Below are 25,938 nucleotides of genomic sequence, written 5' to 3' on the forward strand. Positions count from 1 at the left end.
GGAGACGCTGATTCAATCGCGCGTCCGCGCTCGAATCAGCGTCTCCCTTAGCTACGTACATGACCGTCGCCGAACACCACATACTTGAGGGTGGTCAGGCCGTGCAGGCCCACCGGACCGCGCGCGTGCAGCTTGTCGGTGGAGATACCGATCTCCGCGCCCAGACCGTACTCGAAACCATCGGCGAAGCGGGTGGAGGCGTTCACCATCACCGAGCTGGAATCCACCGCGCGCAGGAAGCGCCGGGCCCGGGTGTAGTCCTCGGTCACGATGCTGTCGGTGTGGTGCGAGCCATAGGTGTTGATGTGGTCGATCGCCGCATCCAGGTCGTCGACCACGCGGATCGCGAGGATCGGTCCCAGGTACTCGGCCACCCAGTCGTCCTCGGTGGCCTCGGCGATGTCCGCCGCGCTGTCGGCAAGGATGGCACGGGTGCGCGCGCAGCCCCGCAGACTCACCTGGTGCTCCGCCAACGCCGCCGCCAGACGCGGCAGGAAGGCCTCGGCCTGATCCGCGTGCACCAGCAGCGTCTCCATGGTATTGCAGGTGCCATAGCGCTGGGTCTTGGCGTTCACCGCCACGGCCAGCGCCTTGTCGAGAGCGGCCCCGCCATCCACGTAGACATGGCAGACACCGTCCAGGTGCTTGATCACCGGGATCTGCGACTCGTTGCTGACACGCTCGATCAGGCCCTTGCCGCCGCGCGGGACGATCACGTCCACGTACTGTGGCATGCGCAGCAGCGCGCCCACCGCCGCGCGGTCGGTGGTCGGCACCACCTGCACCGCCTCGCGCGGCAGGCCCGCCTGCTCCAGCCCGGCCTGGATGATCGCGGCCAGGGCCTGATTCGAGTGCAGGGCCTCGGAACCGCCGCGCAGGATCGCGGCGTTGCCGGACTTCAGGCACAGGGCCGCGGCGTCGATGGTCACGTTCGGACGCGACTCGTAGATGATGCCGATCACGCCCAGGGGCACGCGCATCTGACCCACCTGGATGCCACTCGGCTGATAGGCCATATCGGTGATGGTGCCCACCGGATCGGGCAGCCCGGCCACCTGGCGACAACCCTCGATCATCGTGTCAATGCGTGCGTCGGTCAGCGCCAGGCGGTCCAGCATCGCGGCGTCCAGGCCGCGCTCTCGCCCCGCCTCCAGGTCGCGGCTGTTGGCCTCCACCAGCTCCGCACGCCGCGCGGCGATACCCTCAGCGATCGCGTGCAGTGCCGCGTTCTTCGCGCCCGGCTCGGCCTCGGCCATGCGCCGCGAGGCCACGCGAGCGGCGCGCCCCAGGGCTTCGACCTGGGCGATCACGTCGGCGGCAGCGGATTCGGTCGGGTGTACGGCAGCGTTCATGCAATCAGACTCGTTCGGTGTTCAGTGCTGGCAATGGCCGGGACAACCGGCGTCCTGCCATACGGGCCACCAAGTTTAGCAACCCCTGCCGGGCGTTGCCGTTTTCCTGACCCTTGATGACCCGATCCACACGCGCGGCCTCGCCCAGCAGCCCGCGCGCCGCCGGCAGGCTCAGCCGCGACATCGCCTGGCGCAAGGCCTTCTGGCCGTCCCCGAAGCTGCCCTGGAAGGCCTCGCGATCCGGCGCCCCGGCCGCCTTGCGTTCCATCGCCTGCACCAGCAAACGGCATTCGCGCGCCAGCGCCCAGAGGATCAGGGGCTCCGGCTGCCCCTCGTCCAGCAACCCTTCCAGCATGCGCAGGGCATGGCGGGCATCGCCGCGCAGTGCGGTCGGGGCCAGGGCAAACAGTTCGAAACGCGCGGCGTCGGTGGTGGCCTCCGCCAGCACGGCCTCGTCGATCTCGGTCACGCCCGCCAGCGCCAGCTTCTCGATCTCCTGGCGCGCGGCCAGCAGATTGCCCTCGATGCGCGAGACCAGCAGCGCCAGCGCCGGCTCCGTGATCGTCAGGCCGTGGCGCTGCAGGCGGGCGCGGACCCACGGACCCAGCCGGGATGGAGGGATCGGGCGCGCGTGCAGCACCACGGCGCGGTTCTCCAGCGCCTTGAACCAGGCCGCCCGGCGCATGTCCCGATCCGGCCGCGGGAGCTGCACCAGCAGCACGAGGTCATCCTGGGGCTCGACCGCATACGCCTTCAGGTGATCGCCACCCACCTTGCCCGGCTTTCCGGTGGCCAGGCGCAGGTCCAGCACGCTGCGCTCGGCGAACAGGGACCGGTCGCGGATCGCGGACTCGAACGGCGCCCAGTCGGACTGCGCGGTCATGTCCAGCACGGTCCGTTCCAGATAGCCCTGGTCACGGGCCGCCGCGCGGATCGCATCGGCTGCCTCGATCGCCTGCAGCGGCTCCTCGGCCAGTAGCAGGTAGATCGGCGCCACGCCGCGCGCCAGATCCTGTTCCAGGCGGGCGAGATCCTGGGCCATCAGTCGGTAGGTTCTCCAGTTAAGGGAACACTGATCCATGTACACGCTCGCGCTCGAGTCGCTTTTGCGTGCGAACAAGGCGCGGTGACTGCCGTGCAGTCATTCTGCACAAGGGAGCCGCAACGCGGTTCCCACGCCCGTTTTTGATCACAACGGGCGGCCGAGCCCCTTCGGGGTTGGCACCCCAGGTTCCCCGATCCTGCGTTGCGCCGCTTGCGGGTAGAACCACTACCCGCTGCCCGACGCGCCTTGTCTCGGAAAACCTGGGGTACCAACGCGAGTGTGTACATGGATCAGTGTTCCCTTGACGGTTCGTCGTCCTCGAACTCGACATCCGTGCGCAACTGCCCGTCGGGGCCGATCACCGCCTCGATGCGACGCTGCAGCTGGCTGACGATATCCCGGTTCATCGCCTCGCGCAGGGTCTCCTCGCGCTCGGAACGGCTGAGCACCGCCGAGCCGTCGAACAGGTAGATCCGACTCGCGTGCAACGTGCCCAGATCCACGGCCTCTCCGTCCACCGGGCGCAGGCGCACGTCCACCGACCGGATCAGTTCGTACTCCGCGACCCGTGCGGCGTCGGTCACCGACAGCGTGCGCCGCCGGTCGCGCACGGAACGCACGTCCAGGGTGGCCCCCTGCCCCTCGGGACGCTGATCGACCACCTCGACCCCGGCCGAGCCGAAGGCCACTGCCAGCTCGCGGTACAGGGAATCACGCGGATTCACGCCAGTGATCTGCACCGGGGCCAGGGCCTCCGGCCAGTCCATGCTGCCGCGCAGCTGGAAGCCGCAGGCGGCCACGGCAACCGCCAGCCATACGACCAGCACTGCGCGTAGCACCGCGCTCATTGCGGCTTCACCACGAAGTTCACCAGGCGACCGGGCACCACGATGACCTTCACCACGTTGTGCCCCTCGATGTGCCGCTGCACGTTCTCGTCACCCCGCGCGGTGGCCTCGATCGCGTCGCGATCGGCACCGGCGGGGACCGCGATCTCGGCGCGCCGCTTGCCGTTCACCTGCACCGCCAGGGTCTCCTGCGCGGCCTGGCGCGCGGCCTCGTCAACCGTCGGCCAGGCGGTGGTCGCGACCAGCTCGTCATGGCCCAGCACGCGCCACAGGGTCTCGGTCACATGCGGGATGATTGGCGCCAGCATGCGCACGATGCCCTCCAGCGCCTCCTGACGCACCGCAGCGGCCCCGGCCGCGTCCTGCGGGAACTTGCCGAGGTCGTTCAGCAGTTCCATGTTCGCGGCCACCGCGGTGTTGAAGGTCTGGCGCCGGCCGATGTCGTCAGTGACCTTGGCGATGGTGTCGTGCAGCTTGCGCCGCAGTTCGCGCCCGGCATCGTCCAGCGCGTCCACCTCCAGCGCGCCCGGCGCATCGCCGTTCACGTGCTCGTGCACCGCCCGCCACAGGCGCTTGATGAAGCGATGCGCGCCCTCGACGCCGGAGTCGGACCACTCCAGCGACAGGTCCGGGGGAGCCGCGAACATGGTGAACAGCCGCGCGGTATCCGCGCCGAAGCGTTCGATCAGGGCCTGCGGGTCCACGCCGTTGTTCTTCGACTTGGACATCTTTTCCATGCCACCGACCATCACCGGCAGACCGTCCTCGCGGTGGCGCGCGGCCTTGACCGAGCCATCCTCTGCGCGCTCCAGCTCGACGTCCGCCGGGTTGATCCAGTCCTTCCCGCCGTCATCGCGCTCGCGGTAGAAGGTCGGCGCGATCACCATGCCCTGGGTCAGCAGCCGGGTGAAGGGCTCGTCCGAGGCCAGCAGGCCCTCGTCGCGCAGCAGCTTGTGGAAGAAGCGCGCATACAGCAGATGCAGCACCGCGTGCTCGATGCCGCCAACGTACTGATCCACCGGCAACCAGTGGTCGGCGCGTGCATCCAGCATCGCCGTGTCGTTGTCGGCACAGGCGTAACGGGCGAAGTACCAGCTGGATTCGAAGAAGGTGTCGAAGGTATCGGTCTCGCGCCGTGCCGGCTTGCCGCATTCCGGGCAGGTCGCCTCGAAGAACTCGGGCATGCGCGCCAGCGGCGAGCCGGCGCCGTCCGGGATCACGTCCTCCGGCAGGCGCACCGGCAGGTCTTCTTCCGGTACCGGCACCGCCCCGCAGGCGTCGCAGTGGATCACCGGAATCGGGCAGCCCCAGTAACGCTGGCGCGAGATGCCCCAGTCGCGCAGGCGGTAGTTGCGCCGACGCCGGCCCAGCCCGGACTGCTCCAGGTGCTCGGCGATCGCGGCCTTGGCCACCTCGGAGGCCTGCCCGTCGAAATCGCCGGAGTTCACCAGCACGCCGGGATCGGTGAAGGCCGCAGCCTGTACATCGCACTCGGCACCGTCGGCCGGGGCAATCACCTGCCGAATCGGCAGGTCGTATTGGGTCGCGAACTCGTGGTCGCGCTCGTCGTGCGCGGGCACGGCCATCACCGCGCCGGTGCCGTATTCCATCAGCACGAAGTTGGCGACCCAGACCGGGACCTCCGCACCGGTCAGCGGATGGCGGGCGGTAAAGCCCAGCGACCGGCCCTTCTTCTCCATGGTCGCGAGATCGGCCTCGGCCACCCCGCCCTGCGCACAGTCGGCGACGAACGCGGCCAGTTCGGCGTCGTTCTCCGCCAGCGCCTGCACCCGCGGGTGTTCCGGGGCCAGCGCCATGTAGGAGACGCCGAACAGGGTGTCCGGGCGCGTGGTGTAGACAGTCAGCGGCTCGCCACCGTCCACCGCGAACTCCAGTTCCACGCCCTCGGAACGGCCGATCCAGTTGCGCTGCATGGTACGCACCTGGTCCGGCCAGCCGTTCAGCCCGTCCAGGGCCTCCAGCAACTCGTCGGCGTAGTCGGTGATACGCAGGAACCACTGCGGCATCTCACGGCGCTCGACCAGCGCACCGGAGCGCCAGCCGCGGCCCTCGATCACCTGCTCGTTGGCGAGCACGGTCTGGTCCACCGGGTCCCAGTTCACGGTCGCCTTCTTGCGATAGACCAGGCCCTTCTTCAGCAGGCGCACGAACAGCCACTGTTCCCAGCGGTAGTAGTCGGCGTCGCAGGTGGCGAACTCGCGCGACCAGTCGTAGGCGAAGCCCAGGCGCTTGAGCTGGGTGCGCATCTGCTCGATGTTCTGGCGCGTCCAGGCGGCGGGAGGTACGTGATTCTGCATTGCCGCGTTTTCCGCCGGCAGGCCGAAGGCGTCCCAGCCCATCGGCTGCAGCACGCTCCGGCCCTGCATGCGCTGAAAGCGCGCGATCACGTCGCCGATGGTGTAGTTGCGCACATGGCCCATGTGCAGCTTGCCCGAGGGGTAGGGGAACATGGACAGGCAGTAGAACGGCTCGCCAGGGGCGTCCTCGCGCGCACGGAAGCAGTCGGACTCCTCCCACTGGCGCTGTACCTGCACCTCGATCTCCTCCGGGGAATACTGCTCCTGCATGCGCCTCACCTGTGCCTTTATCGCGGGAAACAAAGAACTGCGCAGAATACCAGCCGCCCGTACCCCCTCCAAGCAAACCACGCTGACCGGGGCACCCGGGTAACCCGCCGGTTTTCGAGACTGACTTCAAAAAATGACCGGAACCACTGCGCATCGCGACGGACGGAATCAGTGAGCCCACGAAAAAAGTCCCAAGGAGTTGAGGACATGAGTGAGGAAAAGGACGAAATCCCCGTTGTAAAACGCGCCTACCCCGAAGATCTGGGCGAAGTCGAAAGGGAACACACACCCGAGACCGAGAGTCCCGCGATACGCACGGTGGAACCCGACCATCTCGGGACCTGGCTGGGCAAGGGCTGGCGAGACCTCTGGAAAACCCCCGTGGCCCTGATACACGGTCTGGTGATCGCGATCGTCGGCCTGGTGCTGCTGGGAATGTCATGGAACCAGCCCTGGATGGCCTTTTCCTTCCTGGCCGGTTTCCTGTTTCTGGGGCCGGTGCTCGCCGTCGGCGTGAACTACCTGGCGATGGAACGCGAACAGGGGCATTCCACGGGTGCTGGGCTGGGCTGGCTTACCCATCTGGGAGGCTCGGTCTGGGTGTTCGCCCTGCTCCTGGCCCTGATCTTCGTCATCTGGGCAAGCTTTGTCTGGATGTGGATCGCCGTGCTGAATATCGGCGAACTGGGCGTGACCGGGCAGCTGCATCACCTGGTGGGCACCATGCTGACCACGGGCTCCGGGATTATCTCCCTGATCGGCGTGATTGTGGCCGCCGTGGTGTTCGGGCTCATTGTCTTCGTGCTGAGCCTCGTCACCTTGCCCGCCATGATCGATCATCGTGCCCGCGAGGAGGCCCCGCAGACCACGCTGATTGACGCGATCGGGATGAGCCTGAAGGCCTTCAGCCACAACCGGGGCACGCTGATCCTCTGGGGGCTGATCATTACCGCCCTGTTCGCAATCTCGGTGGCCACCGCCCTGCTGGCACTGATCGTGATCTTCCCGTGGCTCGGCTTTGCGATGTGGCACGGCTACCGGGATCTGGTCGAAACTGCGTAAAAAGGCTCTAATCCTGGGGAGGGGCATCCGCCCCTTCCCAGCAATCGACGGAGGAATCGATGAGCGAAGAACGCAGGGACGAGGAACGCGAGAACCGGTTGAGCAGCGCCTACCACCGGATGCTGCACGAGGTCACCGAGGACCTCGAGAAGCTGGAAGACAAGACCAGCAAGGCGATCACCGAGACACTGGAAAACGCCCGCGACCGCGTACAGAAGGCCAGCGACCTCACGCGCGAAGAGGCGCACGAGGTCATGGACTATCTGCGCCGCGACCTGCAGGACTTGGGGGCCTATCTGGACAGCCGCAGCGAGGACTGGCGCGGCTGGCTGCGGATCGATCTCGGGCTGATCGAGGCCAGCGTTCTCAATGCGCTGGAGCGCATCGCCGACAGGACCCGCATCGAGATCACCGAGCTGACCGCCCGCGCCCAGGTGATGGGCGAATGGCACACCGGCGAGATCACCGGCCCCGGCGAGCTGTTGTGCAAGAAGTGCGGCCACGCGCTGCACATGACCAAGGTCGCGCGCATCCCGCCCTGCTCCAACTGCCACAATACGACCTTCCGCCGCGGCCCGGGCGGCCCCGAGGCCGCAGAGGCCTAAGGGCCGTCAGACCGACGGTGGCGGAGTGCGGCGGCGACCCACCGCCGCACCCAGCACCACCAGGACCAGCGCGGCCAGCACCGCCGGGCCCTCACCCAGCGCGGCGGCGGGGGTCAGCCCGGTGCGCGGTTCCAACGTCCCGCGGACCACCTCGCGGGTGAAAAGCCCCGAACGCTCCAGGATACCGCCGTCGGCATCGATCAGCGCCGAGATGCCCGTATTGGTTGAGCGCACCATCGGGCGCCCAGTCTCCACCGCCCGCACCCGGGCGATCTGCAGGTGCTGGGCCGGGGCCAGGCTGTCGCCGAACCAGGCGTCGTTGGAGACATTGACCAGAAATCCGGCCTCCGGCAAGGCCGCGCGGATGTGACGGGCATAGGCGGACTCGTAGCAGATACTGACCCCGGCGGTCGTCCCGGCCATCTCCATGCGGCCATCGCCCCTGCCCGGGGAGAGATCCGACATCGGAATCTGCAGCAACCGGTCCAGCCAGGCCAGGCGGTCGCGCAGCGGGATGTACTCGCCAAAGGGCACCAGCTGACGCTTGTTGTAACCCGCGCCACTGCCGACGTGCACCACCGAGTTGAAGACATCCCGCCCCTCGGCCTCGTAGTCGAAGATCCCCACCACCAGCTCGCCACCGGCCTCGGCCAGCTCGCTTGCGATGCCTTCCAGGGGCCGGTGCACCTCGGTGTAGAAAGCGGGAATCGCGGTCTCCGGCCAGACGACCAAGGCATCCCCGGCGGCCTCGCGGGTCAGCTCCTGATAGATGTCCAGCGAATACTCGATGCCGTCCGGGGCCCACTTGCGCGCCTGGTCGATGTTGCCCTGCACCATCGCCACCGGGATCTCCTCTCCGGTGGGCTCCACCCAGCGCACGAGCCCCAGCACCACGGACGCGATGACCACCGCCACCGCCAGCCCCGCGCCCAGCCAGCGCTGCCCGGACAGGAACACGCTGACCACCGCCACGGCCAGCAACGCGACCATCAGGCCGGCACCCAGCTCCCCGGCCAGAGGCAGCCAGCCCTGCAGCGGGGTATCCAGCACCGTGTGCCCGAACAGCAGCCACGGGAAGCCCGAAAACAGCCAGGACCGGGCCAGCTCCATCAGCACCACGCCGCCGGCCAGGGCCAGCAGACCGGCAGGTCGCGTCAGCGGCAGAAAGCGCGCGGCAACCCCTGCGAGCAGGGCCGGATAAAGGGCCATCACCAGCACGAAGAGCACCGTGATGAACGAGGCCACGACCAGGGGGGCCTGCCCGAACACCAGCAGGCTGTTGAAAATCCAGGTCACGCCGGTCCCGAAGAACCCGAGCCCGAAGGCATAGCCAGTCCAGGCGGCCTGCCGCGTCGGTGCGTCGATCAGCAGGCCAAACCAGACGGCCAGGCCCAGGGGCGCGGCCAGAAACCAGCCGACCGGGGCAAAGGCGAGGGTCGCCCCCGCCCCGGCGACCAGGGCCAGCACTGCAATGGCCCAGGCGGGCAGACGCTCGGCCAGTGGCTGCATCAGGCCCCCTTGTGCTCGCCGCCGCCGTCGGCCGGCTGGCCCTCGAAGGTCTGGCCCGGGTCATCCGAGGCCGGGGCCACGTCGGGCTCCGGCAGGCGCATCTCCAGCAGATGCAGGCGGCGGTTGTCCGCGCGCAGCACGCGAAAGCGCATCCCGTCGATCACGATCTGCTCGCCGCGGCGCGGCACATGGCCAAAGTGCGACAGCACCAGCCCGCCAATGGTGTCGAAGTCATCCTCGCTGTAGGCAGTCTGGAAGTAAGCGTTGAACTCTTCCATCGGCGTCAGCGCCTTGATGGTGTAGCGCCCGCCGGGGTGCTGCATGATCTGGGTGAGGTAGTCCTCGACGTCGTGTTCGTCCTCGATCTCGCCGACGATCTGTTCCAGCACATCCTCGATGGTCACCAGCCCGGCCACGCCACCGTACTCGTCCACCACGATCGCCATATGATTGCGGCTCAGGCGGAACTCCTTCAGCAAAACGTTCAAGCGCTTGCTCTCGGGCACGAACACCGCCGGGCGCAGGATCTCCTGCATGTCGAAGGCGGCATCGTCGGGCTCGCCGAAGAAACGCAGCAGGTCCTTGGCCAGCAGGACGCCGACGACCTCGTCGCGGTGGTCCCCGACCACCGGCAGGCGCGAGTGGGCGGAAGCGACCACGTCGGGCAGGAACTCGGACAGCCTGGCGTCACGACGCACCACCTCCATCTGCGCACGCGGGATCATGATGTCTCGCACCTGCATGTCGGCCACGTTGAGCACGCCCTCGAGCATGGTCAGGGCCTCGGGATCGACCAGCTCGCGACCGTGCGCGTCGCGCAGCGTCTCGATCAGTTCGCGCCGGGTGGCAGGATCGCGGCGCGGCCACAGGCGCGTCTTCGCGCGCTCCAGCCAACGCCGCCAGGTAGGTTGCTCGTCGGGTACGGGTTCAGCCATTGGGGACAGTTCCGGTGGCGGGCGCGCTTGGGTCACGGGCCGGAGAGCCGGTCTGATAGGGGTCGGGATAGCCTAACCCGGCCAGGATCGAGCGCTCAACGGCCTCCATCGCCTCGGCCTCGCCGGATTCCTGGTGATCCATGCCCTGCAGATGCAGCAGGCCATGCACCACCATGTGACTGTAATGGGCCCGCAGGGACTTGCCCTGTTCGGCCGCCTCACGCGCCAGTACCGGTGCGCAGAGCACGATATCACCGAGATAGCGCGGCTCGCCCGCCGCCATCGGAGGCAGATCGGGGGCGGGGAAGGACAGTACGTTGGTGGCGTAGTCGCGCCCGCGAAAGCCCCGGTTCAGTTCCAGGCCCTCGTCGGCATCCACCACGCGCAGGGCTACGTCGGCCCGGCCGGTCCCACGCCATGCGGCGCGCGCGGCCCGGTGCAGGGTAGCAGCGGACGGGAGCCCCCGGCGCGGCAGGGCATACTGAACCACGACCTCAAGCGTCGCCATCGCCTCGGGGTCCGCCCTCCTGCGCCGCGTCATCCTCGTGTGCGTCGTAGGCCTCGACGATGCGCTGCACCAGCGGGTGGCGCACCACGTCGCCAGCCTGGAACTGCGTAATGCTCACACCCTCCACACCCTGCAGGATCTGCATCGCGTGTTTCAGACCCGAGCGCTGGCCGCGCGGCAGATCCACCTGGGTGATATCGCCGTTGACGACCGCCGTGGAACCAAAGCCGATGCGGGTGAGGAACATCTTCATCTGCTCGACGGTGGTGTTCTGTGCCTCGTCGAGGATGATGAAGGCCTCGTTCAGCGTGCGCCCGCGCATGTAGGCCAGCGGGGCCACCTCGATCACCTGACGCTCCATCAGGCGTGCGGTCTGGTCGAAGCCCATCAGTTCGTACAGGGCGTCGTACATCGGCCGCAGGTAGGGATCGATCTTCTGCGCGAGATCGCCGGGCAGGAAGCCCAGGCGCTCGCCCGCCTCCACCGCCGGACGCACCAGCACCAGGCGCTGCACGCGGTCCTGCTCCAGCGCCGCGACAGCGGCGGCGACCGCGAGAAAGGTCTTGCCGGTCCCGGCGGGTCCGATCCCGAAGCTCAGGTCATGCTGCTGGATCGAGGCCAGGTAGCCGCTCTGGCGCGGACCACGGCCCCGGATCACCGCGCGCTTCAGGCGCAGGGCGGGATCGGCTGCGGCCGGCTCGGCCTCCGCCAGCCCTTCCATATGCGCGGTCTGCAACGCGGCGTGCACCTGTTCCAGGCTGACCGGTTCCTCCTGCGCCATGCGGTGGAGGTCGTGAATCAGCGCGCCGGCAGCCTGCACCGCGGCCTTTGGCCCGGTCAGGTTGAAGCGCGGTCCACGGTTGTGCACCGCCACACCCAGGCGCGACTCGATCAGGCGCAGATGGGCATCCAGCGGACCGGACAGACGCGCCAGCGTCTCCTGGTCCCCCGGCTCGAGGGTGAAATCCAGACGGTTGCTCATCAATCAGGCGCCGACGGCGGCGGGCATCGCCCGCTCGACCGCACGGCCGCGCAGGGAATGCGCCAGGGCCTCGGTGATCTCGACCGGGATCATCTGTCCGATCAGGCTGGGGTCGCCCGCAAAGTTCACGATGCGGTTGTTCGCCGTACGTGCGGCCAGTTCGCCGGGATTGCGTTTGGCCGGGCCCTCGACCAGCACGGGCTCGATGTTGCCGACCATGGCCTGGTTGCGCTCGCGCCCGTGCTGCTCGATCAGGGCCTGTAGCTCGGCCAGGCGGGCCTTCTTGGTGGCCAGCGGCACGTCGTCCGGCAGCGAGGCCGCCGGCGTGCCCGGGCGGGCGCTGTAGATGAAGCTGAAGGAGAAGTCGAAATGCAGCTCCTCGATCAGCTTCATGGTCGCCGCGTGGTCGGCATCCGTCTCGCCGGGGAAGCCGACGATGAAGTCGGAGGACAGGTCCAGATCCGGGCGCGCCTCGCGCAGGCGGCGGATCTTGGACTTGTATTCCAGGATCGTGTGGCCGCGCTTCATCTGCGCCAGGATGCGGTCGGAACCGCTCTGTACCGGCAGGTGCAGGTGGCCGACCAGCTTGGGCTCGTCGGCATAGGCCTGGATCAGCGAATCGGAGAACTCCACCGGGTGCGAGGTGGTGAAGCGGATGCGCTCGATCCCGTCCACCGCGGCGACATAGTGGATCAGCAGGGCGAGGTCGGCGGTATCACCGTCCTCCATCGGCCCGCGGTAGGCATTCACATTCTGCCCCAGCAGGTTGATCTCCTTGACCCCCTGCCCGGCCAGCGCCACGACCTCGGCGATCACGTCGTCGAACGGCCGGCTGATCTCGTCGCCGCGGGTATAGGGCACCACGCAGAAGCTGCAGTACTTGGAACAGCCCTCCATCACCGAGACGAACGCGGTCGGGCCATCGGCCTTCGGCTCGGGCAGACGGTCGAACTTCTCGATCTCGGGGAAGGAGATATCCACCACCGGCGCCCGCTCGCGGCGCACCGACTGGATCATCGCCGGCAGGCGGTGCAGCGTCTGCGGGCCGAACACCAGATCCACGTACGGGGCCCGTTCGCGCAGGGCATCGCCCTCCTGGCTGGCCACACAGCCGCCAACCCCGATGATCACCTCGGGTCGGCGCTCCTTGATCTGCCGCCAGCGCCCCAGCAGCGAGAACACCTTCTCCTGTGCCTTCTCGCGGATGGAGCAGGTATTCATCAGCAAGACATCAGCCTGCTCGGGGTCATCGGTACGCTCCGCCCCGTGCAGCTCGCGCAGGGCGTCGAGCATGCGGTCGGAGTCGTACTCGTTCATCTGACACCCGTGTGTCTGGATGTATACCTTGCGAATCATGCGTGCGTACTTGTGTTGGTGGACGTCAGGTACTTCTCAGAACGGGACGTCGTCGTCATCGAAGGCGCCGCCGGAGACCGGGGCGCTGCTGCGGTTGCCGCCCTGTTGGCCACCGCCGCCGTAGGAACTGCCGCCGCCATAGCCCGGATCCTGGTCGAACCCGCCGCCACCGCCGCTGCCCCCGCGGCCGCCGATCAGCTGCATGTCGTTGGCCACGATCTCGGTGCTGTAGCGGTCATTGCCGGACTGGTCCTGCCACTTGCGCGTCTGGATCTTGCCTTCGATGTAGACCTGCGAGCCCTTGGACAGGTACTGCGCGGCGATATCGGCCAGACGCCCGAACATCACCACGCGGTGCCATTCGGTGTTCTCGCGCTTCTCGCCGGAGTTCTTGTCGGTCCACTGCTCCGAGGTGGCCAGACGCAGATTGGTCACGGTAACCCCGTTGGGGGTCTCGCGCTTTTCCGGGTCGGCCCCGAGGTTGCCGAGCAGGATGACTTTGTTGACGCCGCGGGCCATGGGAACTCCTTGTGTCTGACGCCTTTGCAGGGCGCGGGAAACGAACCGTTAAGGAAACACTGATCAATGTACACGCTCGCGCTGGTACCCCAGGTTGTCCGAGACAAGGCGCGTCGTGCAGCGGGTAGTGGTTCTACCCGCAAGCGGCGCAATGCAGGATCGGGGAACCTAGGGTGCCAACCCCGAAGGGGCTCGGCCGCTTTTGCGTGGGAACGGCGTTGCGGCTCCCTTGTGCAGAATGACTGCACGGCAGTCACCGCGCATTAAACGCACGCAAAAGCGACGAAGCAGCGAGCGCGTACATTGGTCAGTGTTTCTTTAATTGTAGCAGGGCGTCCGCCGGCCGGCAGCGCCCGTTTGCGGTATTGCCTCAAACACCGGTGACACCGCTCACCCCCCGCGTGCGGCGACCACATCGGGGGGCTGCGCCAGCCAGGCCACCAGGGCCTCCGTATCCGGCCCGCCAGGGTCGACCTTGAGGTACAGCGAGCGTGCATCGGGTGACAGCGCCACCTCCACGATGCCGGGCCAACCCACCAGCGCATAGCGCAGTTCGGCCTCGCGACCCGCCCAGTGGGCAGGAACCCCCAGTACACGGTTGGATCGGTAGCGCGGCTGCATGCGCCAGGCGACCACAAACCAGATCAACAACAACGGTACGGCGGCAAGAAACACACTGGCGGGCCCCGCCAGTGTCAGGACGCCGCCCCCCAGCAACCCTCCGGCGAAAATACCCAGAAACTGCGCAGTGGCGAAGCCACCCATCGCCGTCCCCTTGTGCGCGACCGGCGCCTCGCGGGCCACCAGCGACGGCAGCCCTGCCTCCAGCAGGTTGAACGCGGCGAAAAACACCACCATCAGGGCCACAAAGAACCACATGCCCATACCATTGAGAAACACCAGCGCCAGCAGGAGCTGGACCAGCGCCAGCGAGGCGATCGCTCCCCGCATCACCGTATGCACGCGCCGGCGGCGCTCGCCCAGGATGATCCCCGGGAGCATCAGGGCAAACCCCGCCAGCAGCACCGGGACATAAAAGCGCCAGTGCTCGGCTCCGGCCAGTCCCAGATACTCGACCAGCAACAGCGGGATCACGAGAAAATTGGCCGCCAGCACCAGATGCAGCACGAAGATGCCGACGTTCAGGCGCAGCAGCTCCGGTTCGCGCAGCACCTGCGGCAGCGCGGACCAGATGGGGACCATGTCCGGGTGCTGCCGCGCGCGCTCCGGGTTGGGCACCCAGAACAGCAGGATCACGATCGCCAGCACCCCGAGCAATGCGGACAGGCCGAAGACGCCGCTCAACCCGGCCGCGCGATCCACCACCGGCCCCAGCGCCATCGAGGCGGTAAAGGTCAGCCCGATGGTCAGTCCGATCACCGCGAGCGCGCGCATGCGCCGCTCCTCGCCCACCAGATCGGCGGTCAGCGCCAGGATCACCGCGGCCACCGCCCCGGCGCCCTGCAGCGCCCGCCCCAGGATTACCCCGTGCACGGTCTCCGCCAGGGCCGCGACCAGACTCCCGAGCACGAAGAGCACGAGCCCGCCGAGGATCAACGGCTTGCGCCCCAGCCGATCGGACAACAGCCCGAACGGGATCTGCAGCAGGGCCTGGGTCAGCCCGTAGATCCCCAGCGCCAGCCCCATCAGGAACGGCGTGGCACCCGCGAGCGTGTCCAGGTGCAGCATGAACACCGGCAGCACCATGAAGAGACCGGCCATGCGCACGCCATAGATGGCCGCGAGCCCGGAGGTCGCGCGCAGCTCGCGGGGCGTCATGCCGGTGGAATCCGCAGGTAAGGACAGGCTGTCATGCGTGCCGAGTTTACCGGCAACAACGCCACGGAAACCATGGCGGCGATCGCCGCAGTGTTACTATGAGCGGTTTGCGCCCTGACGCAGTCTGTCGGGCGCCCCTCGCACAACCAGGTGGAGTCGATACCGATCCATGGACAGCATCAGCATCCGCGGGGCCCGCACCCACAACCTGAAGAACATTGATCTCGACCTGCCGCGCGACCGGCTGATCGTGATCACGGGCGTGTCCGGCTCCGGCAAGTCGTCGCTGGCCTTCGACACCCTGTTTGCCGAGGGACAACGCCGCTACGTGGAGAGCCTGTCCACCTACGCCCGCCAGTTCCTGTCGATGATGGAAAAGCCGGACGTGGATCAGATCGAGGGGCTCTCCCCGGCGATCTCCATCGAGCAGAAGAGCACCTCGCACAACCCGCGTTCCACCGTCGGCACCATCACCGAGATCTACGACTACCTGCGCCTGCTGTTCGCGCGCGCGGGCGAGCCGCGCTGCCCCGAACACGGTGAGACCCTGGCGGCCCAGACCATCTCGCAGATGGTGGATCAGGTGCTGGATCTTCCCGAGGGCGAGAAGGTGATGCTGCTGGCCCCGATCGTGCGCGGACGCAAGGGCGAGCACCACAAGCTGCTGGAGTCCATGCGCGCCCAGGGGTACCTGCGCGCCCGCATCAACGGCGAGATCCACGACCTCGACGCCTTGCCCGCGCTGGACCCGAAGCGCAAGCACAACATCGAGATCGTGATTGACCGCTTCAAGGTCCGCGAGGACCTGCGGAGCCGCCTGGCCGAGTCCTTCGAGACGGCGACCGAACTGGCCGACGGGCTGGCGCTGATCGCCTGGATGGACGAGCCCGAACGCGAGCCCATGATCTTTTCGGCGCGCTATGCCTGCCCCGTCTGTGGCTATGCGCTGCGCGAGCTGGAGCCCCGGCTGTTCTCGTTCAACAACCCGGCCGGTGCCTGCCCCACCTGTGACGGCCTCGGCGTGCGCCAGTACTTCGACCCGGAACGGGTCGTCTCGCAACCGGAACTGAGTCTGGCCGGCGGTGCGGTGCGCGGCTGGGACCGACGCAATGCCTGGTACTTCAGCCTGCTGAACAGCCTGGCCCGGCATTACGGCTTTGACGTCGAGACGCCGTGGCAGGAGCTGCCGGCCGAGGTCCGCGCCGTGGTGCTGCACGGCTCCGGCAAGGAGAAGGTCAAGCTGTCGACGCCGGCCGCGAATGGCCGCCTGCGTACCGACGAGCGCGTGTTTGAAGGGGTGATCCCGAATCTGGAGCGGCGCTACCGCGAGACCGACTCCGCCGCCGTACGCGAGGAGCTAGGGCGCTATCTGGCCGAACAGGCCTGCCCCGAATGCCACGGCACGCGGCTGAACTCCGCGGCGCGTCATGTGTTCGTCAATGACCTGACACTGCCCGAGGTCACGCACATGAGCGTGGCCGACGCACGGGCCTTCTTCGCCGAGCTGCGCCTGCCGGGCCGCTTCGCCCAGATCGCGGAGAAGATCGTGCGCGAGATCGGGGCACGCCTGGGCTTCCTGAACGATGTCGGGCTCGACTACCTGACCCTGGACCGCTCAGCCGACACCCTGTCCGGCGGCGAGGCCCAGCGCATCCGGCTGGCCTCCCAGATCGGGTCGGCCCTGGTAGGGGTGATGTACATCCTCGACGAACCCTCGATCGGCCTGCACCAGCGCGACAACGAACGACTGTTGAAGACTTTGTGTCACCTGCGGGACCTCGGCAACACCGTGGTGGTCGTGGAGCACGACGAGGATGCGATTCGCGCGGCGGATCATGTCGTCGACATCGGCCCCGGTGCGGGCCGCCATGGCGGCCGGATCGTGGCCGCCGGCACCCCGGACGAGGTGGCCCGCACACCGGACTCCCTGACTGGGGCCTATCTCACCGGTACGCGCGCGATCGCCGTCCCGGAGAAGCGCACCGAACCGGACCCCGAACGCGAGATCCGCGTGATCGGCGCGCGCGGCAACAACCTGAAGGGCGGAGACTTCGCGTTTCCCACGGGCCTGCTGACCTGCGTCACCGGGGTCTCGGGCTCCGGCAAGTCGACCCTGGTCAACAACACGCTCTACCCGGCCGTCGCCGTGGCCCTGCATGGTGGGCGCCACACGATCGCGCCGCACGAGCGCATCGACGGCCTCGAACTGATCGACAAGGTCGTCGACATCGACCAGAGTCCGATCGGCCGCACGCCGCGCTCGAACCCGGCGACCTACACCGGCCTGTTCACCCCGATCCGCGAGCTGTTTGCCGCCACCGCCGAGGCCCGCTCGCGCGGCTACAAGCCAGGGCGCTTCTCGTTCAACGTGCGCGGCGGCCGCTGCGAGGCCTGCCAGGGAGATGGCGTGATCAAGGTGGAGATGCACTTTCTTCCGGATGTCTTCGTCCCCTGCGACGTCTGCAAGGGCAAGCGCTACAACCGCGAGACCCTGGAGGTCCGGTACAAGGGCAAGAGCATCCACGAAGTGCTGGAGATGACCGTCGAGGAGGCCCTGGAGTTCTTCCAGCCGGTCCCCGTGATCCATCGCAAGCTCGAGATGCTGATGGAGGTCGGGCTGTCCTACATCCAGCTCGGTCAGAACGCCACCACGTTGTCCGGTGGCGAGGCCCAGCGCATCAAGCTCGCACGCGAGCTGTCCAAACGCGATACCGGCCGCACCCTGTACATCCTCGACGAGCCCACGACGGGCCTGCACTTCGAGGACATCGCCCAGCTCTTGCGGGTGCTCCACCGCCTGCGCGACCACGGCAACACGATCGTCGTGATCGAGCACAACCTCGACGTGATCAAGACCGCCGATTGGCTGATCGACATTGGACCGGAGGGCGGTAGCGGTGGTGGCGAGCTGCTCGTCGCGGGCACGCCCGAGGCGGTGGCTGGCACTCCAAGCAGCCACACGGGGCGCTTCCTCGCTCCTTTGCTGGGGACGCAGCAAAGGAGCGCCGCTTCCGCCTGATCGTTCGGTTCAGGCCGGGGCCTGCCCCCAGACGCAAAAAAGCCGGCCCAGAAGGCCGGCTTTTTAACGGGCGTGCCGTACTCGATCAGGCCGCTTCGCCATTCTCCTGATCCGCGCTCGGCTCCGGCCGGTCGACCAGCTCGACATACGCCATCGGCGCGTTGTCGCCTGCGCGATTGCCGCACTTCAGGATGCGCAGATAGCCGCCCGGACGACCCTCGTAGCGCGGACCCAGTTCGTTGAACAGCTTGCCCACGATCTCCTTGTCACGCAGGCGGGCGAACGCGGTACGGCGACCGTGCACGCTGTCTTCCTTCGCGAGGGTGATCAGCGGCTCGGCCACACGCCGCAGCTCCTTGGCCTTCGGCAGCGTGGTCTTGATCAGTTCGTGCCGGAACAGGGCCACGGACAGGGCCTGAAAGGTGGCCTTGCGGTGCGAGCTGTTACGGCCCAGCTGACGGCCGGAATGACGATGACGCATGAGAGATTTCCTCTGAAATACGGTTGGCGCGAAGCGCCGTGATTACTCGTTGTCGTCGCGCAGACCCGGCGGCGGCCAGTTCTCGAGACGCATCCCGAGCGACAGACCGTGAGTGGCCAGCGTGTCCTTGATCTCGGTCAGCGACTTCTTCCCCAGGTTGGGCGCACGCAGCAGCTCAACCTCGGTGCGCTGCACCAGATCCCCGATGTAGTACAGGTTCTCGGCCTTCAGGCAGTTCGCCGACCGCACGGTCAGCTCCAGCTCGTCCACCGGACGCAGCAGAATCGGATCGATCGCGCCCGCGGTCGTACCCGGCACTTCGCCCGTCTCTTCCTGGAGATCCACGAACGGGGCCAGCTGGCCCTGCAGGATCGTCGCGGCCTGACGGACCGCGTCATCCGGCGCGATCGCACCGTTGGTCTCGAGCTCGAGCACCAGACGATCCATATCGGTACGCTGCGCCAGACGGGCGCTCTCGACACGGTAGGCCACGCGGCGGATCGGGCTGAAGCTGGCATCCAGCAGCAGACGACCAATACCGGTCTCGTCGCCTTCGGCCTGGCGGCGAGTGCTCACCGGCTCGTACCCGCGGCCGGCACGGGCGGTCAGCGTCATGTCGATTTCGACGTTCTTGGTAATCGTCGCGATCACATGTTCCGGGTTCACCACTTCGACATCGTGATCCACGGTGATGTCACCGGCGGTCACCACGCACGGGCCCTTCTTCTTCAGGCTCAGCGTCGATTCTTCGCGGCTGTGCATGCGCAGCGCCACACCCTTCAGATTCAGCAGGATGTCGACCACGTCTTCCTGCACGCCCTCGATCGCGGTGTACTCGTGCAGCACGCCCTCGATACGGGCCTCGACGATCGCGGCACCCGGGATCGACGACAGCAGCACGCGGCGCAGGGCGTTGCCCAGCGTGTGACCGAAGCCCCGCTCGAGCGGTTCCAGCGCGACCTTGGCCTGGTTCCGGTTTTCGGCCTCGACCTCGATCTGTTGTTTCTTGACCAGTTCGTTGGACTGCATGGTGTCTCCTGGCGGAAGGCCGCTATACGGTTACTTCGAGTACAGCTCGACGACGAGCGACTCGTTGATGTCGGCGGGCAGGTCGGAGCGGTCCGGGATCGCCTTGAAGGTGCCCTCGAACTTGCTCGTGTCCACTTCCACCCAGGACGGAAAACCGCTCTGCTCGGCCAGCGTCATGGAGTCCTGGATACGCACCTGCTTGCGTGCCTTCTCGCGAATGCTGACCACGTCGGACGGCTGCACCTGGTAGGCGGCGATGTTCACCACCTGGCCATTGACCAGCACCGCGCGGTGCGAGACCAGCTGACGCGCCTCGGAGCGAGTGCTGCCGAAGCCCATGCGATACACGACGTTGTCCAGACGGCCTTCCAGCAGCTTCAGCAGGTTTTCACCCGTCGAGCCCTTGCGCTGAGCGGCCTTCTTGTAATAGTTACGGAACTGCTTTTCCAGCACCCCGTAGATACGGCGCAGCTTCTGCTTTTCACGCAGCTGCACGGCGTAATCGGACAGGCGGGTACGGCGTTCGCCGTGCTGCCCCGGGGCTTTGTCCAGCTTGCACTTGGTCTCCAGCGCGCGCGCCCGGCTCTTCAGCCCCAGGTCCACGCCTTCGCGGCGACTCAACTTGCATTTCGGTCCAATGTAACGAGCCATTCTTGAACTCCAGCCTTAAACGCGGCGTTTCTTGGGCGGCCGGCAGCCGTTGTGGGGGATCGGGGTCACATCACTGATGTTGGTGATCTTGAACCCCGCATTGTTCAGCGCACGTACCGCCGACTCGCGACCCGGCCCCGGACCGCGCACCATCACGTCGAGATTTTTCACGCCGTGCTCGGCCGCAGCCGAACCGGCGCGTTCCGCGGCCACCTGGGCTGCGAACGGGGTCGACTTGCGCGAGCCACGGAAGCCGGAGCCACCGGAGGTCGCCCAGCTGATCGTGTTGCCCTGACGATCGGTGATGGTGATGATCGTATTGTTGAACGTGGCGTACACGTGTGCCACGCCCTCGGCGATATTTTTGCGGACCTTTTTCTTGGTCCGGGTCTGCGCTTGTGCCATGTACCTGTGATCCCAGTCTGATTACTTACGAATCGGGCGACGCGGGCCCTTGCGGGTCCGGGCGTTCGTCTGCGTCTGCTGGCCGCGCAGCGGCAGGCCGCGACGATGACGCACCCCGCGATAGCAGCCCAGATCCATCAACCGCTTGATGTTCATGCTGATCTCGCGACGCAGATCCCCTTCCACCGGAATGCGATCGATCTGCGCACGCAGAGCGTCGACTTCGGCATCGGTCAGATCCCGCACCTTGATTTCCGGACGCACACCGGCGGCCTCGCAGATCTGGCGGGCCCGAGTCGGGCCAATGCCATAGATCGCGGTCAGCGCAACCACGGTGTGCTTCTGGTCAGGAATATTGATTCCAGCGACGCGAGCCATCCAACATCTCCATCAGAAACCGGCAAAGCCGGCTATAGTAGCAATGAATACCAGTGACGCCAAGCCTTAGCCCTGGCGTTGCTTGTGGCGCTTGTCCGAGCAAATCACGCGGACCACGCCATTACGCCGGATCACCTTGCAGTTGCGGCAGATCGGCTTTACGGATGCCCGTACCTTCATGGTCTTTCTCCTTCAACGGATTCCCAACGGGATGGTCTAGCGGATCCCGGTCCCGCCGAACCCCTTCAGATTCGCCTTTTTCATCAATCCTTCGTACTGGTGCGACACCAGGTGCGATTGCAACTGGGCCATGAAGTCCATCACCACGATCACGATGATCAGCAGCGACGTCCCACCAAAGTAGAAGGGCACGTTCCAGTACAGGATCAGGAACTCCGGAAGCAGACACACGGCGGTAATGTACACCGCACCCACCGCGGTCAACCGGGTCATGACCCCGTCGATAAACCGTTCCGTCTGGACGCCCGGCCGGATCCCCGGGATGAAGGCGCCCTGCTTCTTCAGGTTTTCCGCCGTATCGCGCGAATTGAACACCAGCGCGGTATAGAAGAAACAGAAGAAAATGATGGCCGCCGCGTAGAAGCCCACGTACAGCGGCTGACCGGGCGCGAGTGTCGTCGACAGCTCGCGCAGCCAGTCCATGCCTTCCGCCTGTCCAAACCATTGCCCCAGGGTCGAGGGGAACAGAATGATACTCGACGCAAAGATCGGCGGGATCACGCCCGCCATATTCAGCTTCAGCGGCAGGTGGGAAGACTGGCCACCGACGACCTTTCTCCCGACCTGACGCTTGGCGTAGTTGATCGTGACCCGCCGCTGCCCACGTTCGACAAACACCACGAAGGCGGTCACCGCCAGCGCCAGCACGATCAGGATCACCACAAACGCCGCTGCCAGTTCACCGGTACGCGCCAGTTCCAGGGTCCCGCCAATGGCACCCGGAAGTCCCGCCACGATCCCGGCGAAGATAATGATCGAGATCCCGTTGCCGATCCCGCGCTCGGTGATCTGCTCGCCCAGCCACATCAGGAACAGCGTCCCCGTCACCAGCGACACGACGACCGTAAAGATAAAGATCGGCCCCGGGTTCAGCGCCATCGGCATCCCCTGAATGGTCTGCCCGTTCAGCGCGATCCCGATCCCGATACTCTGAAACAGCGCGAGCGCGACGGTCCCGTAGCGCGTGTATTGCGTAATCTTGCGGCGGCCTTGCTCGCCTTCCTTCTTCAGCTGTTGCAGCGCCGGCACGGTCGCGGCCAGCAACTGCATAATGATCGCGGCCGAGATATACGGCATCACGCCGAGGGCGAAGATCGACAGCCGCTCCAGCGCACCCCCGGAAAACATGTTGAACATGTCCAGGATCGTGCCGCTTTGCTGTTCGAAGAACTGCGATACAGCGACCGGGTTGATCCCCGGCACCGGAATGAACGTCCCGATGCGGTAGACGACCAGAGCGCCCAGCACGAACAGCAGGCGTTGACGCAACTCGGTAAAGCCGGTGAGCCCGCCACCGGATCGTGCTGTCGCTCCACGCGCCATTATTCGGCCTCGACGCTCCCGCCGGCCGCCTCAATGGCTGCCTTGGCCCCCTTGGTCACGCCCACGCCCTTGACGACGCAGGCCTGGGTGACTTCACCGGACGCAAAGATCTTCGCGGTCTGGGTAATCTCGGGAATCACGCCGGCCTTCTTCAGGCTCTCCAGCGTAATCTCGCCGTCGACCTTGGCCAGTTCGCTCAGGCGCACCTCGGCCGAATAGCGCTGCTTGCGCGAACGAAAGCCCACCTTGGGCAGACGGCGCTGCAACGGCATCTGGCCGCCCTCGAATCCGGTCTTGGTGAAACCGCCCGAGCGGGACTTCTGGCCCTTGTGGCCACGACCGCCGGTCTTGCCCAGACCGGAGCCGATACCACGACCCACACGCTTGCCCGGCTTGCGGGCGCCGGCGGGACTGGAAATATCGTTGAGTCGCATAGGTCAGACTTCCTCTACCTTCAGCAGGTACGACACCTTGCGGACCATGCCGAGATTCTCGGGGGTGGCCTCGATCACAGAGGTGCTGTGGGTCTTGCGCAGGCCGAGGCCGCGGACACAGGCCTTGTGGTTCTTCAGCCGTCCGGCGGTGCTGCGCACCAGGGTCAGTTTCAGCTTGCTCATGACTAGCTCGTCACTTCGTCGACAGACTTGCCGCGCTTGGCAGCGACACGTTCCGGCGAGTTCACTTTGGTGAGCCCGTCGATGGTCGCCTGCACGACGTTGATCGGATTGCGCGAGCCAACACACTTGGCCAGCACATTGTGCACACCCGCCACTTCGAGGACCGCGCGCATCGCACCACCGGCGATGACACCCGTACCCTCGGAGGCCGGCTGCATGTACACCTTGGCGGCACCATGACGGCCGTTGACCGCATAGTGCAGCGTGCCGTCCTTCAGCGAGACCTCGCGCATCTCCTGACGCGCCTGCTGCATCGCCTTCTGGATCGCCTGCGGGACCTCGCGGGCCTTGCCGTAGCCGAAACCAACGCGACCTTCGCCGTCGCCAACCACCGTCAACGCCGCGAAACGGAATTGACGGCCGCCCTTGACCACTTTGGCCACGCGGTTCACGCCGATCAGCTTTTCCTGCAGGCCGTCGGTGGCTTCGCTTACATCATTACGTGCCATTTATCTTCTCCGGTGGGTCGCGATGGACTAGAACTGCAGGCCGTTTTCACGGGCGGCGTCGGCCAGGGCCTTGACCCGTCCGTGATAACGAAAGCCCGCACGGTCGAACGCGACCTGTTCGATTCCGGCTTTCTTTGCGCGCTCGGCGATCGCCTGGCCGACGCGGGCCGCCGCCTCGGCGTTCCCGGTGTTGCCGGCGCTTTTCATCTCCTTCTCGACGGTGGAGGCCGCAGCCACGACCGCGTCGCCCGAAGGGGCAATGATCTGCGCATACATGTGGCGGGGCGTCCGGTGAATACAGAGACGATGCACCCCCAGCTCGCGGATCTTGAACCGCGCGCGACGCGCCCTCTTAAGTCTGGCCTCTTTCTTGTCCACTGGTGCCTACCTACTTCTTCTTGGCTTCTTTACGCACAATGCGCTCGTCTTTGTACTTCACGCCCTTGCCCTTATAGGGCTCCGGCGGGCGGAAGGCGCGAATGTTCGCAGCCACCTGGCCCACCTTCTGGCGATCCGTCCCCTTCACTACGACCTCGGTCGCGCTGGGCGTCTCGATCGTGACCCCTTCGGGCACTTCAAACTCGATCGGGTGCGAATAGCCCAGCGTCAGGTTCAGCTTCGCGCCCTGCATCTGCGCGCGGTAGCCGACGCCCACCAGCTCGAGCTTGCGCTCGAAGCCTTCGCTCACGCCATGCACATGGTTGCCCAGGATGGCGCGGATCGTGCCCGCCAGGGCCGTGTTCTTGGCGTGCTCGTTGGGCTTGACCTGAACGACACCGTCTTCGACCGTGACCGTCACGGCCTCGGGGCAGCTCAGCTGCAACTCGCCCTTCGGGCCCTTGACCTTGATCTCGCCGTCCGCCTGCTCCACGGCCACGCCGTTGGGCAGCTTGATCGGCAGGTTTGCAATGCGCGACATGGCTGATTCCTCAGTAAATCTTGCAGAGGACCTCGCCGCCCTGGCCGGCGGCCCGGGCTGCGCGATCACTCATGACACCCTGCGGCGTGGAAATCACCGCGACACCGAGCCCCTGGTTAATGCGCGGGAGCTCGTCCTTGCCGCGGTAGATCCGCAAGCCCGGGCGGGAGATCCGTTCAACGCTCTCGATGACCGGACGCCCCTCGAAATATTTCAGCTTCACCACCAGCTTCTTCTGCGCGGCCTCGCCCTCCACCTGGACGTCGCCCACATAGCCCTCGTCGGCAAACACCTTGAGGATTCGTTCCTTGGCCTTGCTGAACGGGATCGCGACCTGCTCCTTGTTCGCGCGCTGCGCATTGCGCACGCGGGTCAGCATGTCGGAAATCGGATCGGTCATCATTGCTTCTGTCTCCTTACCAGCTCGACTTGCGCAGGCCCGGGATTTCGCCCTTCATGGCGTGCTCCCGCAGCTTGTTCCGCCCAAGACCGAACCGACGGTAATAACCTTTCGGGCGACCGGTGACGCCACAGCGGTTGGTCTGTCGCACCGCCGCGGAGTCGCGCGGCAGTTTCTGCAATGCATGCATCGCGGCCAGGCGTTCCTCGGAGGACTTGGTTTCGTCCACCAGGATGGCCTTCAGTTCCGCACGCTTTGCGGCATATTTCTGGACCAGACGGGCGCGCTTTTTCTCGCGCTCGATCATCGATGTCTTCGCCATGTGCGCCTACCTCTTAGTTCCGGAACGGGAAACGGAAGGCTTCTAGCAGGGCCTTGGCTTCCTCGTCCGTCTTCGCGCTGGTTGTGATCGTGATGTCCATGCCGCGAATCTTGTCGACACGGTCATAATCAATCTCGGGAAAGATGATCTGTTCCTTGATACCCATGGAGTAGTTCCCACGGCCATCGAACGCCTTGGCACTGAAACCACGGAAGTCTCGCACGCGCGGCAACGCCACGTTGATCAGGCGATCGAGGAACTCGTACATCTGCCGGCTACGAAGGGTCACCTTGCAACCGATCGGATAGCCGTCACGGATCTTGAACCCGGCGATCGACTTGCGGGCCTTCGTCACCACGGGCTTCTGCCCGGCGATGGCCGTCATGTCACTGACCGCGTGCTCAATGATCTTCTTGTCCGCAACTGCATCACCCAGACCCATATTCAGGGTCACCTTGGTGACACGCGGGATCTCCATCACGTTGGCATAGCTGAACTGCTTCTGCAGCGCCTGCTTCACGTTGGATTCGTATTCTTCTCTCAAGCGTTCCATAAAC

The 25,938-nt window shown here is 66.3% G+C and carries 29 protein-coding genes; 3 read left to right on the forward strand and 26 right to left on the reverse strand.

Translation table 11 applies throughout. From position 1 onward, the window contains the following. Positions 1-47 precede the first annotated feature (47 nt). From F813_RS0109450 to leuS, 4 genes are all read right to left on the reverse strand, one after another. Entirely contained in the window at positions 48-1,352 is a 1,305-nt protein-coding gene (locus F813_RS0109450; protein WP_017926365.1) for a glutamate-5-semialdehyde dehydrogenase, read from the reverse strand. Between the two features lie 4 nt (positions 1,353-1,356). Further along, entirely contained in the window at positions 1,357-2,394 is a 1,038-nt protein-coding gene (gene holA, locus F813_RS0109455) for a DNA polymerase III subunit delta (protein WP_017926366.1), read from the reverse strand. Between the two features lie 293 nt (positions 2,395-2,687). After that, positions 2,688-3,245 carry an LPS assembly lipoprotein LptE gene (gene lptE / locus F813_RS0109460; protein WP_026148238.1) on the reverse strand — a complete coding sequence of 186 codons (558 nt, stop codon included), beginning with the start codon at positions 3,243-3,245 and terminating at the stop codon, positions 2,688-2,690. After that, on the reverse strand, positions 3,242-5,833 hold the full coding sequence (gene leuS / locus F813_RS0109465; protein ID WP_017926368.1) for a leucine--tRNA ligase: 2,592 nt from the start codon (positions 5,831-5,833) through the stop codon (positions 3,242-3,244). Before leuS ends, lptE begins: the two co-directional genes overlap by 4 nt. Positions 5,834-6,040: 207 nt before the next feature. Between leuS and F813_RS0109470 the strand changes: the two genes are divergently transcribed. Both F813_RS0109470 and F813_RS0109475 read left to right on the forward strand, forming a co-directional pair. Beyond that, positions 6,041-6,895 (forward strand): DUF2189 domain-containing protein, encoded by an 855-nt coding sequence (locus tag F813_RS0109470; protein WP_012983496.1) that lies wholly within the window; start codon positions 6,041-6,043, stop codon positions 6,893-6,895. A 59-nt stretch (positions 6,896-6,954) separates the two neighbouring features. After that, positions 6,955-7,500: a zinc ribbon-containing protein gene (locus tag F813_RS0109475; RefSeq protein WP_012983497.1), complete on the forward strand. Its 546-nt coding sequence runs from the start codon at positions 6,955-6,957 to the stop codon at positions 7,498-7,500. Between the two features lie 6 nt (positions 7,501-7,506). On the opposite strand, the gene lnt is transcribed toward F813_RS0109475, so the two are convergent. The 7 genes from lnt to F813_RS0109510 all read right to left on the reverse strand — a co-directional run bounded on the left by lnt (position 7,507) and on the right by F813_RS0109510 (position 15,088). Then, positions 7,507-9,009, reverse strand: a complete 1,503-nt coding sequence (gene lnt / locus F813_RS0109480; RefSeq protein WP_017926369.1) for an apolipoprotein N-acyltransferase — start codon at positions 9,007-9,009, stop codon at positions 7,507-7,509. Beyond that, positions 9,009-9,944: an HlyC/CorC family transporter gene (locus F813_RS0109485; protein ID WP_017926370.1), complete on the reverse strand. Its 936-nt coding sequence runs from the start codon at positions 9,942-9,944 to the stop codon at positions 9,009-9,011. The genes lnt and F813_RS0109485 overlap by 1 nt, the downstream gene beginning before the upstream one ends. Next, on the reverse strand, positions 9,937-10,452 hold the full coding sequence (gene ybeY, locus F813_RS0109490) for an rRNA maturation RNase YbeY (RefSeq protein ID WP_017926371.1): 516 nt from the start codon (positions 10,450-10,452) through the stop codon (positions 9,937-9,939). The genes F813_RS0109485 and ybeY overlap by 8 nt, the downstream gene beginning before the upstream one ends. Then, a complete protein-coding gene (locus F813_RS0109495; RefSeq protein WP_012983501.1) occupies positions 10,439-11,434 on the reverse strand; it encodes a PhoH family protein in 996 nt (331 codons plus the stop codon). Before F813_RS0109495 ends, ybeY begins: the two co-directional genes overlap by 14 nt. Before the next feature lie 3 nt (positions 11,435-11,437). Next, on the reverse strand, positions 11,438-12,790 hold the full coding sequence (gene miaB / locus F813_RS13640; protein ID WP_012983502.1) for a tRNA (N6-isopentenyl adenosine(37)-C2)-methylthiotransferase MiaB: 1,353 nt from the start codon (positions 12,788-12,790) through the stop codon (positions 11,438-11,440). A 36-nt stretch (positions 12,791-12,826) separates the two neighbouring features. Then, positions 12,827-13,309: a single-stranded DNA-binding protein gene (gene ssb, locus F813_RS0109505; RefSeq protein WP_012983503.1), complete on the reverse strand. Its 483-nt coding sequence runs from the start codon at positions 13,307-13,309 to the stop codon at positions 12,827-12,829. A gap of 390 nt (positions 13,310-13,699) precedes the next feature. Then, positions 13,700-15,088 (reverse strand): MFS transporter, encoded by a 1,389-nt coding sequence (locus F813_RS0109510; protein ID WP_017926373.1) that lies wholly within the window; start codon positions 15,086-15,088, stop codon positions 13,700-13,702. Positions 15,089-15,257: 169 nt separating this feature from the next. Here F813_RS0109510 and uvrA point away from each other — a divergent pair, with 169 nt between their 5' ends. Continuing rightward, positions 15,258-18,107, forward strand: a complete 2,850-nt coding sequence (gene uvrA / locus F813_RS0109515) for an excinuclease ABC subunit UvrA (RefSeq protein WP_017926374.1) — start codon at positions 15,258-15,260, stop codon at positions 18,105-18,107. Between the two features lie 85 nt (positions 18,108-18,192). On the opposite strand, the gene rplQ is transcribed toward uvrA, so the two are convergent. The 15 genes from rplQ to rplE all read right to left on the reverse strand — a co-directional run bounded on the left by rplQ (position 18,193) and on the right by rplE (position 25,934). Continuing rightward, the gene (gene rplQ, locus F813_RS0109520; protein ID WP_017926375.1) at positions 18,193-18,588 is read right to left on the reverse strand and encodes a 50S ribosomal protein L17; all 396 of its coding nucleotides are present in this window, start codon (positions 18,586-18,588) and stop codon (positions 18,193-18,195) included. Positions 18,589-18,630: 42 nt separating this feature from the next. Further along, entirely contained in the window at positions 18,631-19,617 is a 987-nt protein-coding gene (gene rpoA / locus F813_RS0109525) for a DNA-directed RNA polymerase subunit alpha (protein WP_012983507.1), read from the reverse strand. 30 nt (positions 19,618-19,647) lie between these two features. Further along, the gene (gene rpsD / locus F813_RS0109530; RefSeq protein WP_012983508.1) at positions 19,648-20,268 is read right to left on the reverse strand and encodes a 30S ribosomal protein S4; all 621 of its coding nucleotides are present in this window, start codon (positions 20,266-20,268) and stop codon (positions 19,648-19,650) included. Between the two features lie 15 nt (positions 20,269-20,283). Beyond that, a complete protein-coding gene (gene rpsK, locus F813_RS0109535) occupies positions 20,284-20,673 on the reverse strand; it encodes a 30S ribosomal protein S11 (RefSeq protein WP_012983509.1) in 390 nt (129 codons plus the stop codon). Between the two features lie 21 nt (positions 20,674-20,694). Continuing rightward, entirely contained in the window at positions 20,695-21,051 is a 357-nt protein-coding gene (gene rpsM, locus F813_RS0109540; protein WP_012983510.1) for a 30S ribosomal protein S13, read from the reverse strand. Between the two features lie 66 nt (positions 21,052-21,117). Then, positions 21,118-21,231 (reverse strand): 50S ribosomal protein L36, encoded by a 114-nt coding sequence (gene rpmJ / locus F813_RS0109545; protein WP_012983511.1) that lies wholly within the window; start codon positions 21,229-21,231, stop codon positions 21,118-21,120. A gap of 36 nt (positions 21,232-21,267) precedes the next feature. Continuing rightward, positions 21,268-22,614 (reverse strand): preprotein translocase subunit SecY, encoded by a 1,347-nt coding sequence (gene secY, locus F813_RS0109550; protein ID WP_012983512.1) that lies wholly within the window; start codon positions 22,612-22,614, stop codon positions 21,268-21,270. Further along, positions 22,614-23,048, reverse strand: coding sequence for a 50S ribosomal protein L15 (rplO, locus tag F813_RS0109555; RefSeq protein WP_012983513.1), 435 nt, complete (start codon positions 23,046-23,048; stop codon positions 22,614-22,616). The genes secY and rplO overlap by 1 nt, the downstream gene beginning before the upstream one ends. Before the next feature lie 3 nt (positions 23,049-23,051). Continuing rightward, positions 23,052-23,231: a 50S ribosomal protein L30 gene (gene rpmD, locus F813_RS0109560; protein WP_012983514.1), complete on the reverse strand. Its 180-nt coding sequence runs from the start codon at positions 23,229-23,231 to the stop codon at positions 23,052-23,054. Positions 23,232-23,233: 2 nt separating this feature from the next. Further along, a complete protein-coding gene (rpsE, locus tag F813_RS0109565) occupies positions 23,234-23,740 on the reverse strand; it encodes a 30S ribosomal protein S5 (protein WP_017926376.1) in 507 nt (168 codons plus the stop codon). 27 nt (positions 23,741-23,767) lie between these two features. After that, on the reverse strand, positions 23,768-24,118 hold the full coding sequence (gene rplR / locus F813_RS0109570) for a 50S ribosomal protein L18 (RefSeq protein ID WP_017926377.1): 351 nt from the start codon (positions 24,116-24,118) through the stop codon (positions 23,768-23,770). Between the two features lie 10 nt (positions 24,119-24,128). After that, entirely contained in the window at positions 24,129-24,659 is a 531-nt protein-coding gene (gene rplF / locus F813_RS0109575; protein ID WP_017926378.1) for a 50S ribosomal protein L6, read from the reverse strand. Positions 24,660-24,669: 10 nt separating this feature from the next. Then, the gene (rpsH, locus tag F813_RS0109580; RefSeq protein WP_017926379.1) at positions 24,670-25,062 is read right to left on the reverse strand and encodes a 30S ribosomal protein S8; all 393 of its coding nucleotides are present in this window, start codon (positions 25,060-25,062) and stop codon (positions 24,670-24,672) included. A gap of 13 nt (positions 25,063-25,075) precedes the next feature. Beyond that, positions 25,076-25,381 carry a 30S ribosomal protein S14 gene (gene rpsN / locus F813_RS0109585; RefSeq protein ID WP_012983519.1) on the reverse strand — a complete coding sequence of 102 codons (306 nt, stop codon included), beginning with the start codon at positions 25,379-25,381 and terminating at the stop codon, positions 25,076-25,078. A 13-nt stretch (positions 25,382-25,394) separates the two neighbouring features. After that, entirely contained in the window at positions 25,395-25,934 is a 540-nt protein-coding gene (gene rplE / locus F813_RS0109590; RefSeq protein WP_012983520.1) for a 50S ribosomal protein L5, read from the reverse strand. Positions 25,935-25,938 lie beyond the last annotated feature (4 nt).

Origin of the sequence: Thioalkalivibrio sp. HL-Eb18, assembly GCF_000364985.1 — a bacterium.
In the GTDB taxonomy this organism is placed as follows: domain Bacteria; phylum Pseudomonadota; class Gammaproteobacteria; order Ectothiorhodospirales; family Ectothiorhodospiraceae; genus Thioalkalivibrio.

Bases quoted from the DNA above. Each gene is read 5' to 3' on its own strand.
- rplE (WP_012983520.1), bottom strand. From the start codon at position 25,934: ATGGAACGCTTGAGAGAAGAATACGAATCCAACGTGAAGCAGGCGCTG.
- F813_RS0109450 (WP_017926365.1), bottom strand. From the start codon at position 1,352: ATGAACGCTGCCGTACACCCGACCGAATCCGCTGCCGCCGACGTGATC.
- rpsD (WP_012983508.1), bottom strand. From the start codon at position 20,268: ATGGCTCGTTACATTGGACCGAAATGCAAGTTGAGTCGCCGCGAAGGC.
- leuS (WP_017926368.1), bottom strand. From the start codon at position 5,833: ATGCAGGAGCAGTATTCCCCGGAGGAGATCGAGGTGCAGGTACAGCGC.
- holA (WP_017926366.1), bottom strand. From the start codon at position 2,394: ATGGCCCAGGATCTCGCCCGCCTGGAACAGGATCTGGCGCGCGGCGTG.
- rpoA (WP_012983507.1), bottom strand. From the start codon at position 19,617: ATGCAGTCCAACGAACTGGTCAAGAAACAACAGATCGAGGTCGAGGCC.
- rplO (WP_012983513.1), bottom strand. From the start codon at position 23,048: ATGCGACTCAACGATATTTCCAGTCCCGCCGGCGCCCGCAAGCCGGGC.
- F813_RS0109475 (WP_012983497.1), top strand. From the start codon at position 6,955: ATGAGCGAAGAACGCAGGGACGAGGAACGCGAGAACCGGTTGAGCAGC.
- rplF (WP_017926378.1), bottom strand. From the start codon at position 24,659: ATGTCGCGCATTGCAAACCTGCCGATCAAGCTGCCCAACGGCGTGGCC.
- rplQ (WP_017926375.1), bottom strand. From the start codon at position 18,588: ATGCGTCATCGTCATTCCGGCCGTCAGCTGGGCCGTAACAGCTCGCAC.
- rpsN (WP_012983519.1), bottom strand. From the start codon at position 25,381: ATGGCGAAGACATCGATGATCGAGCGCGAGAAAAAGCGCGCCCGTCTG.
- lnt (WP_017926369.1), bottom strand. From the start codon at position 9,009: ATGCAGCCACTGGCCGAGCGTCTGCCCGCCTGGGCCATTGCAGTGCTG.
- rpsM (WP_012983510.1), bottom strand. From the start codon at position 21,051: ATGGCTCGCGTCGCTGGAATCAATATTCCTGACCAGAAGCACACCGTG.
- rpmD (WP_012983514.1), bottom strand. From the start codon at position 23,231: ATGAGCAAGCTGAAACTGACCCTGGTGCGCAGCACCGCCGGACGGCTG.
- miaB (WP_012983502.1), bottom strand. From the start codon at position 12,790: ATGATTCGCAAGGTATACATCCAGACACACGGGTGTCAGATGAACGAG.
- lptE (WP_026148238.1), bottom strand. From the start codon at position 3,245: ATGAGCGCGGTGCTACGCGCAGTGCTGGTCGTATGGCTGGCGGTTGCC.
- uvrA (WP_017926374.1), top strand. From the start codon at position 15,258: ATGGACAGCATCAGCATCCGCGGGGCCCGCACCCACAACCTGAAGAAC.
- F813_RS0109510 (WP_017926373.1), bottom strand. From the start codon at position 15,088: ATGACGCCCCGCGAGCTGCGCGCGACCTCCGGGCTCGCGGCCATCTAT.
- F813_RS0109485 (WP_017926370.1), bottom strand. From the start codon at position 9,944: ATGGCTGAACCCGTACCCGACGAGCAACCTACCTGGCGGCGTTGGCTG.
- F813_RS0109495 (WP_012983501.1), bottom strand. From the start codon at position 11,434: ATGAGCAACCGTCTGGATTTCACCCTCGAGCCGGGGGACCAGGAGACG.
- rpsK (WP_012983509.1), bottom strand. From the start codon at position 20,673: ATGGCACAAGCGCAGACCCGGACCAAGAAAAAGGTCCGCAAAAATATC.
- rpsE (WP_017926376.1), bottom strand. From the start codon at position 23,740: ATGGCACGTAATGATGTAAGCGAAGCCACCGACGGCCTGCAGGAAAAG.
- rpsH (WP_017926379.1), bottom strand. From the start codon at position 25,062: ATGATGACCGATCCGATTTCCGACATGCTGACCCGCGTGCGCAATGCG.
- rpmJ (WP_012983511.1), bottom strand. From the start codon at position 21,231: ATGAAGGTACGGGCATCCGTAAAGCCGATCTGCCGCAACTGCAAGGTG.
- ybeY (WP_017926371.1), bottom strand. From the start codon at position 10,452: ATGGCGACGCTTGAGGTCGTGGTTCAGTATGCCCTGCCGCGCCGGGGG.
- F813_RS0109470 (WP_012983496.1), top strand. From the start codon at position 6,041: ATGAGTGAGGAAAAGGACGAAATCCCCGTTGTAAAACGCGCCTACCCC.
- ssb (WP_012983503.1), bottom strand. From the start codon at position 13,309: ATGGCCCGCGGCGTCAACAAAGTCATCCTGCTCGGCAACCTCGGGGCC.
- secY (WP_012983512.1), bottom strand. From the start codon at position 22,614: ATGGCGCGTGGAGCGACAGCACGATCCGGTGGCGGGCTCACCGGCTTT.